Source organism: Pyxidicoccus caerfyrddinensis (assembly GCF_010894405.1).
Classification (GTDB): Bacteria; Myxococcota; Myxococcia; order Myxococcales; family Myxococcaceae; genus Myxococcus; species Myxococcus caerfyrddinensis.
The window spans coordinates 579,128-594,705 of sequence record NZ_JAAIYA010000004.1 but is presented as its reverse complement, the minus strand read 5'-3'; the positions used below and the strand labels follow the sequence as shown (position 1 = coordinate 594,705).

Here is a 15,578-nt window from a genome sequence, read left to right as displayed (position 1 = left end):
CCGTGCGCGGCCTGGACGTGTCCGGCGCGCTGGCGTACCTGGCGACGGATGAGCTGGGGCTGGTGGTCGTGGATGTGTCCGACGCCGGGTTCCCCTTCATCGCGGACCGCGCGGTGACGTACGGCCGGGCGACGGGCGTGCGGCTGGAGGGCGCGGACGCCTACGTGTCCGTGACGGACCCCGGGAGCAGCGCGGGCGTCATCCAGCGCTTCCACGCGGCGGGGCCGCGTCTGTCTCCTCCCGAGTCCGTCGTGCTGGACGCGGACGCGCTGGCACTGGACCTGGGACCGGACCGCTTCTACACGCTGACGTCGCAGGTGGTGGGCGGCACGGGCTCCGGCCTGGCGCTCACGCTGTACACCCGCGCGGGCACGCGGGTGGGGCGCGTGACGGTGCTGTCGGGGACGCGGCCCTACGAGGAGCTCGTGAGCAGCCGCCTGGCGGTGCGCGGGGGCCGTGCGTACGTCAGCGTGGGCACGAAGCTCTACGTCTTCGACCTGAGCGACGAGTCCGCGCCGCGCGTGCTCCAGTCCACGGACCTGGGCTCGCCGGTGCTGGGGCTGACGTTCGCGGGCGGGGCGCTGCTGGCCGCCACCGCGGGCGATGCGACGGTCATCGAGATTCCTCCCACGGACCTGCTCGCCGTGGAGCTGGACCCACCCCAGGGCGGGCTGGCGCCGCCGGGCACGCTCATCCAGGCGCGCCTCACGCTGCCGGTGTCGCCGGAGTCGGTGACGCCGCAGACGTTCGAGGTGCAGGCCAATGACGGCACCGGCTGGCGCGTGGTGCAGGGCTCGCGCGAGGTGGTGTTCGCCGTGCGCGGCTCCACGCTCGTCTTCCAGCCGTCCGTCCCGTTCCGTCCGGGCGACGAGGTGCGGGTGGACCTGTCCCCTGGCATCAAGGCGTTCGACACCCGGCCGCTCGCCGTGCCGGTGCACGCCACCTTCCACGTCACGAGCGCGGATGCGCTGAAGCCCGTCATCACCCGCCTGGAGCCGGCGTCCGGCCTGTCCAATGCGCACACCACGCTGCTGCTCACGGGCGCGGGCTTTCGCGCCGCCACGTCCGTCCGGGTGGGCGGCCAGGCGGCGGCGGTGGAGTGGCTGGCGGACGACACGCTGCGGGTGACGGTGCCTCCCTCCGTGGGCGCGGCCGCGGGGCCGGCGTTGGTGGAGGTCATCGACACGCCGTCGGGGCTGCGCGACGCGCGCCTGGGCGGCTTCCTCTACCGCGAGCCGTTGCGCCTGCTCACGCTGTCGTCCGACCAGTCGCCCCAGCAGGGCGGCAAGGACATCGTCGTCACCGGCAAGGGCTTCGTGCCCGGGCTGGCCGTGCGCTTCGACACCACGCCGTCCTTCGACGTGCGGGTGCTGTCCATGGAGCAGGCGGTGGTGCGCGTGCCGCCACACGCGGCGGGGCTGGTGGACGTCACGGCGACGCTGCCGGGCCAGTCCTCCGTGCTGACCCGCTCGTTCATCTACGGCGCGGGCGCGGTGTCGCGGCTGCCCACGCTGCCGGTGGCGCAGGTGCTGGTGGACCACGGCGTGGCGTACGCGGCGCTGGGCGGCGAGACGGCCATCGTCGGCGCCGACGGCACCGTGTACGAGGCGTCGCGAGCCACGTCCGAGGGCGGGTTGCTCATCGCCCGCCTGTCGGAGCTGCCCACCATCACCGAGGTGAAGAAGCTCACCGTTCCGGTGTCGGGCGGCGTGCGGCGGCTGGCCAAGGCCGGCAGCCGCGTCTACCTGGCCGCGGGCGCGGCGGGCGTGAAGGTGGTGGAGGTGTCGCAGGTGGACGCGCCCGTGGTGACGACCACGCTGGGCGTCACCACGGCGGCGCGGGACGTGCTCGTACGCGACGACCTGCTCTTCGTCGCGGACGGCGCGGGCGTCTCCGTGTACCGGTTGGGTGAGACGGACGCGCCGCTGCCGGTGGGCAACCACGCGGTGTCCGGCGGCGCGAGCGCGCTGGCCACCTGGGGCCCCTACCTGTTGGTGGCGGACGGCAACGAGAGCGCGCCGAAGCTGCACGTGCTGGACGCGCGCAAGGGCGGGCTGCCGCAGGTGGGCACCTTCCCGCTGTCCGCGCCCGCGCTGCACCTCACGGCGAGCGGCACGCGCGCCTACGCGTCGCTGGGCCGGGCGAAGCAGGTGGCGGTGGTGGAGCTGGTGGACCCGGCGAATCCCGCCCCGGCCGGCCAGTTGGTGCTGACGGATGCGCAGGGGCGCACGTGGATGTCCGCGGAGCAGACGTGGGTGTCCGGCGGCGTGGCCTACGTGGCGGCGGGTGGCGGCAAGGTGCAGCGCTTCGCGGTGCCGGTGGGCCTGCCACCCTACGCGCTGGAGCGCGCCCAGGTGGTGGGCGATGCGCGGACGCTGGCCTTCGCCGACAACTACCTCCTGGTGGGCACGCTGCTGCTGGACGTGAATGGCCGGTCGGTGGAGCTGCCGCTGGAGCAGGCCTCGGACCAGGGCGGCGCGCTGGCGGGCTCGCTGGCCGCCGTGGCGCTGGACCACCTGGAGCTGGTGGGTACCACGCCCGCCAACGGCGACACCGTGGCGCCGGGCGAGCCCGTGCGCGTGCACCTGTCGGAGCTGCCGGACTTCAACACGGCGGACGCCGTCACGCTGACGCGGGATGACGGCTCGAACATGCCGGTGGCGGTGGCGCGGCGGTTGATGGCCACGACGGAGGGCGCGGACGTGGTGCTGGAGCCGTACGCGCCGCTGGCCACGTCGACGGCGCACCGGCTGCACATCGGCCAGGACCTGGCCAACCTCGAGGGCGGCAAGCTGGGCGTGGACGTGGACGTCCGCTTCCGCACGGCCAGCGCGGCGAACGCCGAGCGCCCCGTGCTGGCCCGCGTGGAGCCCGCCTTCGGCCTGGAGGCGGGCGGCGACACCGTCACCGTCCTGGGCGAGCACTTCGTCGCCGGGTGCGCGGTGTCCTTCGGTGGGACGCCGGCCCTGGTGACGTCGGTGGCGGCGGATGGCCGCTCCATCGCCGTGCAGGTGCCTCCGGGCACCGCCGGCCCCGCGGCCGTGGAGGTGGTGAACGTGGGTGGCCTGTCCGCCCTGCGCCTGGGCGCTTACCGCTACCTCTCGCCGCCCTCCATCGCTTCGCTGACGCCGGAGACGGCGCCCTTCGACAGCGGGGAATTCGTCACGCTGCGCGGGCAGGGCCTCTACGGCGGCTCGCAGGTGACGTTCGGCGGGGTGCCCGCGGCCAGCGTGGAGCTGCTGTCCGCGGAGGTGCTGCGCGTGAAGGTGCCGGGCAACGTCACGGGCCCGGTGGACGTGCGCGTCTCCACCCCGGCCCCGGGGGGCCCGGTGAGCGCGGTGCGGGCGGGAGGCTTCACCTTCACGCTGCAGCCGCTGGTGACGTACGGCCAGGGCGCCGAGGCGCTGGCCCGCGTGGGCTCCGCGCTGTTGATGGCGGACAACGGCCGGCTGGTGGCGGTGGACCTGTCGATTCCGGAGAGCCCGGACCGGCTGGGCGACGTGCCGGGCGTGCCGTACGCCACGGCGCTGGCCGTCAGCGGGGACGTGGCCTTCCTCGCGGGCACGGGCGTGGTGGTGCGGTACGAGGTGGGTGCCTGCGGCTCCGCGCCGCGCGTGCCGTGTGAGCTCCAGGAGCGGGAGCGCATCTCCCTGTCTCCGGGCGACGTGGTGCCGACCTCCATCGTCGCGACGCCGGGTGCGGCGTACGTGGCCATCGGCGGCGGCAACGAGGTGGCGCTGCTGGGCCGCGTGGACGGCACCTTCCAGGTGGTGGCGCGCGCGTACCTTCCGGGCGGCAACATCCGCGCGATGGAGCGCATCCGCGGGGCGCTGGCCGTGCTGGTGGACGTGGGCTCCACGTCGCGGCTGGAGCTGCGCAGCTTCGACGACGCGGAGCTGACGCTGCTGGGACAGGTGGACGGGCTGCCGGATGGCGCCTTCTCCCTGGCGGCCGAGGGCAACCGGCTGCTGCTGGGCCTGGGGCACCAGGCGCGCCTGGTGGATGCGACGCAGCTGGAAGCCCCGGCCGTCGTGGGCAGCTTCGCCTCCAGCAGCACGAGCAACGACTTGCTGGCCGTGTCGCTGTCCGGCCCGTGGGCGTGGCTGGGTGGCGACGAGCGGCTGTCCTGGGTGGACACCACGGACGGCATGGTGGAGCGCACGTGGGCGCCGGTGCTGAGCGGCTCGGGCCAGCGCGTGGTGGTGGCGGCGGGAGTCGCGGCGGTGGCCAGCCCGTGGGAGCTGCGCCTGTTCCATCTGCCCTATCCGGTGACGGTGGGCTCCACGCCGGTGCCGGGCGGAGCGCTGCCGCCGGGAGGCACCGTGTCCGTGGCGGTGTCGCCGCTGCTGCCGCAATACCTGGCCACCGGCAGCACGCTGGCGCTGTCGCAGGGGAGCACGCCGGTGTCCGGCGAGACTTCCCATACGGGCTTCACGGTGGGCTTCACGCCGTCCTCCGAGCTGCAGCCGGGTGCGGTGTACACGGCCGAGGCGTCGCTCGCGGCGCCGTCGGCGGTGGGTGGTGGGCTGCGCGGACCGTGGCGCTTCCCGGTCGTGGGCGGCGTTGCGGACACGCTGATGCGCGTGGACGCCATCTCTCCGGACCACGGTGGGCTGGGCGGGGAGCTGCTGGTGGACCTCACCGGCGCCAACCTCCAGGCCGTGTCCGGGGTGACTTTCGGCGGGCGCCCCGCGCCGCTCCAGCAGGGCCCCACGGCCACGCTGGTTCGCGTGCGGGCTCCGGCGGCGCAGGTGGCCGGCCCCGTCACCGTCGAGCTGCGCACGGACGCGGGCGAGCGGCTGCACGTGCCGGGCGGCTTCGTGTACGTGGCGCCGCTCCAGGTGACGGACGCGTCCCCGTCGCGCGTGGACCTGGGCGGCGGGTGGGTGACGCTCACCGGCTCCGGCTTCACGCGCGGCCTCTCCGTCAAGGTGGACGGGGTGACCGTGCCGTCGAATGCCTCCAGTGACACGTCCCTGGCCTTCCTGGTGCCGGCGGGCGCAGCGGGCTTCGTGACGGTGGAGTTGTCGCAGGTGGGCACCGCGCCGGTGGTGATGGCCAACGTCGTGCGGCGCGCGGACACGCAGCCGCCGTCGGTGGTGTCGTGGCAGCCGGTGGAGGTGGCACAAGGCGGGCAGAGCACGCCGCTCGACAGCGTGTTCGCGGTGCGCTTCGACGAGCCCATCGCCCCGGCGAGCGCCGCCCTGGCGCGGCTGGAGCGGACGGCCACGGGCGTGGCGGAGCCCTCGACGGTGACGGTGGACGCGGATGGCCGAGGCCTCACGCTGGTCCCGTCGTCGCCGCTGCCGCCGACCACGTGGTACCGGCTCAGCGTGGTGGGCGTCACCGACCTGGGCGGCAACGCGGTGGCCTACAGCTCCGCGGCCTGGCGGACGTTCCGCACGGTGGACACGGTGCCTCCGTCCGTGGGCCTGGTGATGCGTGGCACGGGCCGGCCGGTGGAGACGGGCGACCTCTTCACCGCGCAGGTGGACCACGTGTTCGAGGTGACGGCGGAGGACGACTCGCGGAGCTTGCGCGCCCTCACCCTCAAGGTGGATGGAGTGGCGGTGCCAGGCGGGAGCAATGGCTTCACGTACCAGTGGCCGGCGGAGAAGGTGGGCGGCACCTCTCAGCTCGTCGCGGTGGCGGAGGACTCGGCGGGCAACACGGCGCAGTACACGGTGACGGTGCAGGTGGTGAACGACGTGCCGCCCACGGTGTCCATCACCGCGCCGGCAGTGACGCACCTGACGCTGGAGGAGGGCGCGCCGCTGGAGGTCGCCGTCTCCGCGACGGACAACACGCGGCTGAGCAGCATGGAGCTCCGGCTGGACGGCGTGTCACAGAAGCGCATCACCGGCCTCACGTCCGACAGCGCCACGCTGACGCACCGGCTGCGCATGGCACCCGTGGGCGCGGCGCCGGTGGAGCGTGTGCTCACCGCGCTGGCCATGGACGAGGGCAACCTCGTGGGCAGCTCCGCGCCCGTGGTGCTCACCGTGACGCCGGACGTCACCGCGCCCCAGGTCTCCTTCACCTCGCCGGGCGAGGACGTGCGCGTGGTGTCCGGCAGCACGGTGGTACTGGCGGTGGAGGCCGCGGACCACAACCCGGTGCGCTCCGTGGTGTTCACGGTGGACGGCGTGGCGCGCGAGCCGCTGACGCTGTCGCCCTGGGTGCTGCAGTGGACGGCGCCGACGGTGACGCAGAACCGCGACGTCGTGGTGACAGTCGTCGCCACGGACGCGCGCGGCAACACGGGCACGGCCACGCGGACGCTCACGGTGGAACCCGCCGACGCACCGCGCGTCAGCATCACCTGGCCGGGCCATGGCGCGGAGTTCACCGAGGGCTCCCAGCTCCAGGTGAACCTCGAGGTGTCGGGCCGTGCCGCCGCGCGGCTCGTGCGCCTGTCGCTCGACGGCCAGCAGGTGGTGCTCACGGGCGAGCCCTGGCGCCACACCTTCACGTTGCCAGTGGTGGGCCCGGAGGGCCGCTACGTGGTGCTGCGCGCCGTCGCGGAAGGCGCGACGGGGCAGCAGAGCGCCGCGTCGCAGCGGCAGCTCCACATCGTGGACAGCGGCCTGCCGGCGCCGGTGGTGTCCGTGGCCGCCTCGCCCGAGGGGCCGGTGTTCGCGGGCGGCTCGTCGCTGCGCGCGCAGGTGGCCGCCAGCGACGCGACCACCGTCACGCACCAACTGCACGTGGGCAACGTAGCGGTGGCCGCTACACCCTCGGAGGACTACGTGCTGCCGACAGCGCCGGAGGGTGCGCAGGTGCGCCTGTCCGCGCTGGCCTCGGGGCTGGGCGGCACGGCGTCCGCCGAGCTGACCGGGACGCTGGCCATCTTCGCGAGCGGAGCGGCCACGCGCCACACGCTGACCGGCGTGGAGCCGGCGGTGGACCTGGCGCTCCAGGGTGAGCGACTGGCGGTGCTGCGGAGCAACGGCGGTGGGCGGGCCCGGGTCGAGCTGCACGCTCGCGCGGATGCCGCCCCCGGGGCGCAGCGGACGCTGGAGGGCGCGCCGGTGGCGGTGGCCTTCGCGGCGGACCGCGTGGCCGTCGCACTGGTGGCGGACGGGGAGGGCGCACTGGAGCTGCTCTCCTCGACGGACCTGTCGCCGGTGGCCCGCGTCGCCCTGCGCCGCGAGCCGCTCGCGGTGGCGGGCTTCCGGGGTGGCGTGGTGGTGGGCTTCGACGAGGGCCTGGAGGTGCGCGCTCGCGACGGCGCGCTGAGCGCACGCCTGGCGCTGGGCTCCGTGGCCGCGCTGGCCGTCCGCGGAGACATGGCGTACGCGGTGGCGGATGGCCGCGTGGTGGTGGTGGACCTGTCGGTGCCTCCGGCGCCGTGGGTGGTGGCCTCGGCGGATGCGACGGGCGCGGTGGCGGTGACGGCGCTTGGTGCGGACCGGGTGTGCACGGCCGGCGCGGAGCTGCGCTGCTTCACCCTGGCCGGTGGCGTGCTGACGTCGGCGGAGGCCCGGGCGCTGACGCCCGCGGCGGTGTCCGTCCACGCGGTGGGCCCCTGGTTGATGCTGGGGAGCGACGCGGGGCTGACGGTGGTGGACGCACGGGCGGTGCCGCGCACGGCGGGCACCTTCCCCGCGGTGAAGGGCCGCGCGGTGGCGGCGGCGGGCACGGTGTTCGCGGTGAAGGACCTGGAGCTGTCGCGCCTGGGCCTGGGCCGTGGGCCGGGTACGCCGCGCGTGTCGCTGGAGCTGCCCGCGACGGCGGCTCCGGGCTCGCGGCTGGCGCTGGTGGCCTCGGTGGAGGATGAAGTCGAGCCGCTCAACGCCTATACGGCCGAGCTGCTGGTGGACGGCCGTATGGTGGAGGTGCTGGACAGCGCGCTGCCCGCCTCGGTGGACCTGCCGCTGACGGGCGGCTCCGCGCAGGTGACGCTGCGGGTGCGGGACCTGGCCGGCAACGTGGGCCTGTCGCAGCAGACCGTGACGCTGGTGGACGGAGGCGTGGGCCCGGCGCTGCTCGCGCTGGAGCTGCCGTCCGAGGTGCTGGAGGGCACGGAGCTGGCGGCGCGTCCGGTGGCGGTGGACCCGGCGCGCGTGGCCGCAGTGGAAGTGACGCTGCAAGGGCAGGCCCCGGTCACCTTCGCCGCGCCCGCCTGGGCCGGCGTGCTGCGCGCGCCCCTGGTCGGCGCGGACACGCAGGTCATCGTGACGGCGGTGGCGGTGGATGCGCAGGGCCGTCGCGGCGCGGCGGTGCAGGCGCAGGTGTGGATTCGCGATGACGCGGGTACCGCGCCCGCCGTCTCCTCCGTGGAGCGGCAGGGCACGGGCCCCATCCTGGAGGGCTCGCGCGTGGCGGTGCTCGCCGCCACGTTGCCGGTGCTGGTGCGCGAGGTGCGCTTCCGGGTGGATGGCGTGGAGCAGCAGCGGACGATGACGGCGCCCTACGTGGCCTCGCTGCGGATGCCTCGCGGCGTGGGCTCCCGGAGCGTCCTGGTGGAAGCGGTGGCGGTGGACGCCCAGGGCCGCGAGTCGGCCCCGGTGGGCCTGTCGCTGCTGGTGGTGGACGACCTGGCCGAGCCCACGCTGTCGCTCGTGCTGGAGCCCGCCGGGTTCGACCGCATCGCCGCGGGCACGTGGTTGAGTTCCACGGCCACGGCGACCGACACGGCGGGGACACCGCGCATCGCGCAGTCCCTGCTGAGCAACGGCGTCGAGGTGGCCACGGGCGGCGCGGTGCTGCGCTACGCCGTGCCCGCGTCCACGCCGGCCGGCACGCAGCTGCGCCTGGTGGCGACGGCGACCGATGGCGCGGGGAACGTCCGGACGCAGCAGGTGGTCTGGACGGTGCTGGCGCCCGCGGCGCCTGCCGCCGGCACGGTGGTGGCGGGCACGTTCGCCGGCGCCGAGCAGCTCGCGGTGAGCGGGGACACGGTGTACGCCCGTACCGCGTCTGGCTTCGCGGTGGGCACGCTGGGCCGGGGGCCGATGCCTTCGCTCACCCCCGTGGGGACGTACCTGGCGCCGCGCCGCCCGCTGTCCCTGGCGGTGGTGGGGAGCGTGGTGCTGCTGGCCTACGGGGAAGCAGGCGTGGACATCGTCGACGTCTCGACGCCGGCCAGCCCCGTGAAGGTGGGCCACGCCGATGGGGACCTGGGCAAGGTGGTGTCGTATGCGGGGAGGGCCTACGCGACGTCGACGCAGGCGCAGCAGGGCTACCTCTACACCCTCGACGTGAGCGACCCGTCCCGCCCCTCCGTGGCGCTGCTCAACGGCTACCAGGGCCGGGTGCTGTCCGCCCACGTCGACGGCCTCGTCTTCCAGGACAACGCCTGGGTCGTCTCCCACTTCCGCAACCCGAGCCAGCCCACCGGACCGTACGACACCTACAGCGACTGGGTGGGCGCGGGGCCGATGCTGGCCGAGCGTGACACGGGCGTGGTGGTGCTCGCGGACCGCACCCTGCGGCTCTACGACGCGCAGCTCCACCTCCAGGCGACGCTGGGGCTGCCCGCCCAGGGCCGGGCGATGCGGGTGGTGGATGGCCGCGTCTACGTGCTGGGCACGGACGCGCGGCTGCGCGTGGTGGACGTGCGTGAGAACCAGCACGCGGCGGTGGTGGCATCGGACCCGCTGGACGGCACCGACCTGGCCATCTCCGGAGGGCTGATGCTGGTGGCCACCGAGGTGGGCGTGGAGCTGCGCCGGCTGCCGGTGCCTTCCGCCGACGTGGCCCAGGTGGCCTCGGCGACGCAGTCGCTGGCGTCTCCGCCCATGGGCCTCACGGCCTGGCGCGGGGGCGTCCTCGTCGCCGCCGGTCCGGCGGGGCTCGCCAACCTCGAGCTGTCCCTGCCCGGACGGTTCCAGGCGCGCGACGGCAACGTGGGCATCACCGACGCGCGGCAGGTGGAGCGCGTGGGGCAGACGGCCTGGTTCCTCACGGGGACGGCGCTGCAGGAGGCCTACGAGCAGGCCAATGGCTCGCTCTGGTACTCGTACAACTACGCCAACAACTGGCACCTCAACCAGCTCGGCGCGGTGACGCGCTTCCACGCATCCGCCCGCCGGCTGTGGGCGCTGGGCGGCGGCAGGGTGTCCACCGCGACGCTGCCCGTGTCCGACTCGCGCGCCTCGCTGCTGATGTCGGGCGGCGCGGTGGACGTGTCGGGCGACGAGCGCCGCGCGGCGGTGGCTCACGGCGCGGGAGGCTGGAGTCTCGTGAGCGTGGAGTCATCCGGCGAGCTGCGTCGGCTGGCGACCTTCGCGGGCACGGCCGCGGACGCGGTGGCGCTGGACGGCGGCCTGCTGGTGACGGGCAATGCGCAGGGCTTCACCACGTGGCAGGTGGACGGCGCGGAGGCCACCGCCCGGGTGCAAACGCAGACGGCGGGCCCGGTGGTGAGGGCGCGGCTGTACGGCCGGCTGGCGGTGCTGAGCGAGGCCAGCGGCGGGGTGCAGCTCTTCGACCTCACCGACGCGGACGCGCCCGTGCACGTGGCCACCTTCCCGGCGGGCCGCGCGGACGACGCGGTACTCAGCGGCGGGGACGTGGTGGTAGCGGATGCCTTCAACGGCGTGCTGCGCTTCCCGCTGCCCGCCACGCGGGCGGTGCCCTCGGTGCGCATCGTCGCGCCGGCGGACGGCTTCGAGGTGCGCGCGGGTGACGTCTTCGCGCTCACGGGCGCGACTTCCGGCGCCTCCGTGGACTCGGTGGAGCTGCTGGTGAACGGCCGCGAGCTGGGTCCGCTCGATGACAGGGATGCGCGCGCGCTGCTGCCGGTGCCCGTGGGCACCAGCCCCGGGAGCGAGTGGGTCGTCCAGCTCCGGGCGCGCGGTGGCAACGGCGGCGTCGCGCTGTCGTCCCCCGTGCGCGTCCGCGTGACGCCGTACGAGGGGGCCGCTCCCTCCATCACCATCGTCAACATCGGTGCGAACTGGACGCTGCCCTCCGGCCAGCGGACCGACGTGCAGGTGCTGCTCTCGGGCGCCGTGGCTCCGGCCCGGTGGACGGTGCGGTACGGAGACAAGGTGCTGGGCGAGCAGGTCGCCCACCCCGCCGTCTCCTACCCGACGCAGTCGGTCGTCCTGCCGACGGTGACGAGCACGGAGACGGGTGTGCTCCACGCCGAGCTCATCGACGGAGCGGGGCGCACGGCCACCACCTCCATTCCCATCATCCTCTCCACGCCCCCGACGTTCACCGACCTGCCGTGGGGCCTGCCCGCGCACCTGCGGGTGCGGCCGTTCCTCAACTGCATCTCCGGCTACTACTACTACCCGCATGGCCCCTACACGCTGGCCCTGCTCGTGGACGGCGTGGAGGTGGCTTCGACGGAGAACACGGCGCAGACCTGGTCCACGACGTCCGTGTACCACTGCCTCGAGCTGCCCGAGTCGCGCCTCGGTGAGTCCGTCGCCCTGGCCCTGGTGGTGAAGGACCCGGCGGGCCGCTCCATCCAGACGAGCCAGTCGTACGTGGTGCGCTCGGACGGCGATGCGCCCGAGGTCGCCTTCTGGGACTCCGCGCGTCCTCCGAGCGCCGCGTTCGAGGGCGACCTCATCCATGTGTACGTGGAGGCGTCCGACAACGACGGAGACCTGACCTCGCTGCGCCTGCTGGCCAACGGCGTGGAGCTTGCCTCGGGCACCAACAGCTACCTTCAGGTGGACTACGCCCTGCCGCGACGGAGCGAGGCGCTGCGGATCGTCTTCACCGGCATCGCACGTGACAGCCGGGGCCGCGAGACGACCCAGACGCGGACGGTGGAGGTGATGCCCAACGCGCCGCCCCAGCTCTACCTGGAGCCCACGACCGACCAGCTCGTCTCCGGCTACCCGGAGCTGCTCTGCGCCACGGCCACGGACGCGGCCGGGGTGGGACGGCTGGAGCTGCGGCTGGACGGCACGCTGCTGGACGCCACGCCCGCGAGCTGCTGGGGCGAGCGCTGCCTGAAGCGCTGCGCCACCGTCACCATGCCCGCGGGCACGCAGGTGGCCTTCACCGCCACGGCGGCGGACACGCTGGACGCGGAGTCCACCGCGACGTGGACCTACGGCCTGCGGGCCAACACGCCCCCCACGGTGGTGCTGTCCAGGCTGGACTACCTGGTGGCGGGAACGCCGGTGACTGTGTCCGGGTCGATGGCCGACGAGCGACCGCCGCTGGCCTGGGCGGAGTTCCAGCTCGCGGGCGTGCCCGTCGCCGCGCGCATCGAGGCCCCGAGCTCCCAGGCCTACGCCTCCTTCACGCCGCTGGTGACGGGGCCGGCGGTGCTGTCGCTGGACGTCATGGACCGCGCGGGCGCGGAAGCCTCGGCCACCTGGAGCGTGGAGGTGCTGCCGTCGGGCACGGGCTCGACGTGTGACCTGCCCGTGCCGCTGAAGGCGGGGGAGACGCGGCTCCAGCCGAATCAGGCCTCCGACGCGCCCCAGGACTGTGGTTGGGGCACGCAGGGCGCGTGGACGTCGCTGCCCTTCGACGGCCCGGTGGAGCAGCTCACGTACTATTCGGCGGACATCGTGAGCGTCCGGGATGGCTGCGAGCAGCCGCAGCAGGCCTGCACCTCCGGCATGACGACGGTGGGGCCGCTGTCCGCGAACGCCCGCCTCTTCGTGCGCAACTGGTACTACGGCGGCGACAGGAGCGTCGTCCTGTACAGCGCGCGGCTGGGCATTGGCGCGAAGTGCGAGCCTTCCTCCGGGGCCTTCGTCTGCGGCCACGGCGCCTGCGTGCCGGCGGAGGAGGGCGTCCACCGGTGCGTCACCGTGGAGTGCAGCGACGGCGTCGACAACGACGGCGACGGCCGGACCGACTACCCCGAGGAGCCCGGGTGCGAGTCGCCGGCGGACTCGAGTGAGGAGGACTCGCAGCTTCCGTCCGCCTGCGCCAATGGCGTGGACGACGATGGGGACGGCCGTACCGACTGGCCGGCGGACCCGGGCTGCGTGGCGGCGGGCTCCCCGTCCGAGAGCGGCGATGGCGAGGTGTGCTCCGCTCCCGCCGAGCTGAACGCGCTGGAGACCCATGTCTCGCTGGCGGGGGCGGACTCCAACGCGTGGCTGTCGTGCGCGCCGCAGGGACTGCCCGACCGGGTGGTGGCCTTCCGGATGCCGGGCGCGGGCGCGTTCGAGTTCCGCGCCACGAATGCGCACCTGGCGCTGCGCGACGGCTGTGGCCAGGCCAGCCATGAGCTCAAGTGCTCCACCGCGTGGATTCCCGAGGACCCGACGCAAGGCTCTCCGTCGTACTTCTGGCACGCCTTCACGCCGGGCACCTACCACCTCGTCATCAGCGGCCCGCGTGACGCCACGCTGCGCGTGGCAGGCGAGCTGTACGACGGCTCTACGTGTGATCCGGCGCAGCCCTGGTTCCGCTGCGGGTCCTCGCGCTCGTGCCTCCCGACGGAGGGCGAGCTGCGCTGCCGGTCCGCGGCGTGCCAGGACGGCTTGGACAACAACGGGGACGGCTTCGCCGACTTCCCGCAGGACCCCGGCTGCTCCAGCCCGGAGGACGACCACGAGGAGGCGCCCGCGGTGCTACCGGAGTGCGCCAACGGCGCGGACGATGATGGCGATGGCCACATCGACTGGCCGGAGGACCCGGGCTGCGGCTCGCGCTCGGGGCTGTTCGAGAACAACGGCGACGGCGAGAGCTGCGCGAGCCCCGCCGAGTGGGCGGGCGAAACGACCCACGTGCCGCTGGCCGGGGCCTCGGACGACGAGCGCCTCTCCTGCGGCGCCACGCAGCCGGACCGCGTGTACGGCGTGCGCATGCCGGGCGATGGCCGCCTGGAAGTGGAAGCGACCTACGCCAACGTGGAGCTCCGGAGCGTCTGCCACTCGAACTGGGCCATGAGCTGCGGAGCGACCGGAGTCACCCAGGGCGGAGGGAACGGCGGAGGCAACAACGCCCTCGCGGATGGCGGCACGGACGGTGGCACCGACGGCGGTGACGATGCTGGCACCGATGGCGGCACGGACGGTGGCAGCGGAGGCACGCCGTCCCCCGGCAGGGCCTCGGCCTGGGTGAACAGGGGCACGTACTATGTGGTCGTCAGCGGCTCGGAAGACGCCACGCTGCGGGTGGGCGGGCTGCTCTACCAGGGCTCGACCTGCGACCCGGCCCAGCCGTGGTTCGTCTGTGACACGGGCACGACGTGCCGGACGTTGGGCGAGGAGACGCTCTGCCTGAGACAGGCCTGCCTGGACGGCCGGGACGACGACGGCGACGGCTTCGCGGACTACCCGGAGGACCCGGGCTGCGAGTCGCCAGAGGACGAGGACGAGACCGACCCGCCGGAAGGAACGCTGTGCCGGAATGGCCTGGACGATGACGGCGACGGCCGCGCGGACTACCCGGCGGACCCGGGCTGCGCGAGCGCGGCGGGACAGACGGAGAGCGGGGACGGCGAGAGCTGCGCCGGACCCCTGGAGCCCACGTCGGCCTCCACGCCGGTGCCGCTCTCCACGTCGCAGGACGACGAGTCGGTGTGCTGTGGTCCGGACCGCGTCTTCGGCATCCGGATGCCGGGCCCGGGACGCCTGCGGGCCACGGCGCCCGGCAGCACGCTGACGCTGCGCCCCTACTGCGGTTTCGAGGGGATCACCCTGGCGTCGGGGCCGGACCTGATCGACCTGTCCTACGTCTACCCGGCGAACTACTTCCTGCTGCTGAGCGGGACGTCGGACACGACGCTCCAGCTCTCCGGGCAGCTCATCCAGAACTCCTCGTGCGACGTGGAGCAACCCTGGTTCGCGTGCGCGCAGGGCCAGGTGTGCCGGCGGCTGGGCGACGAGGAGCGGTGCGTGCCGGCCCGCTGCGCGGATGGGGTCGACAACGACGGGGACAGGAAGGTGGACTACCCGGCCGAGCCGGGCTGTGCCTCGGCGGGTGACGACGACGAGACGGACCCGGAGACTCCGCCCCTCTGCGCCAACGGCGTGGATGATGACGGCGACGGCCTGACGGACTACCCGTCCGACCCGGGCTGTGAGGCGGCCGGCGGTGGCAGTGAGCTGTCGGTGTGCGGCAACGGCCTGGATGACGACGGCGACAGCCGCGTGGACTGGCCGGCGGATACGGGCTGCTCGGCGGCGGGAGGTGGCAACGAGGCGTTCTGCTCCACGCCCGCCTCGGGCCTGCTTCCCAGCGTCCTGCCGGCCCTCGTCTCCGGCAATACGATGGGCCAGCCCAACAACTTCACTGCCAGCTGCGGCAGCTCGGCGCGCTCGTCCGACCGCGTCTACGAGTGGGTGGCGCCCGTGGCGGGCCGCTACCGGCTCGAAATCGTCCAGGGCAGCTACGACACGGTGCTCCACGTGAGGGACTTGACGTGCGGGGGGCCGCAGCTCGCCTGCGACGACGACAGCGGGAGCGGCGCCTGGTCCCGGGTGCTGGTGGACCTGCGGGCCCGGCAGGCCGTCGCCGTCATCGTGGATGGCTACAGCGTCGGCAGCTACGGCTCCTACACGCTGGGCATCTGGAAGATGGACGAAGTGGGCCTCTGTACCGGGGGCGCGGACGACGACGGCGACGGCGCCCCCGACTGTGCCGACGCGGACTGCGCGGCGGACGCGGCGTGCCAGCAGACGGTGGGAGGCGGACAGTGA

General features: G+C 74.3%; 1 protein-coding gene (cut by a window edge). It reads left to right on the top strand.

Annotated elements, in window-relative coordinates:
• On the top strand, window positions 1-15,578 hold the 3' portion of the coding sequence (locus G4D86_RS12775; RefSeq protein WP_163993139.1) for an Ig-like domain-containing protein. 16,456 nt of this gene lie to the left of the window's left edge; only the last 15,578 of its 32,034 coding nucleotides appear in the window; the start codon falls outside the window, past its left edge; the stop codon is at window positions 15,576-15,578.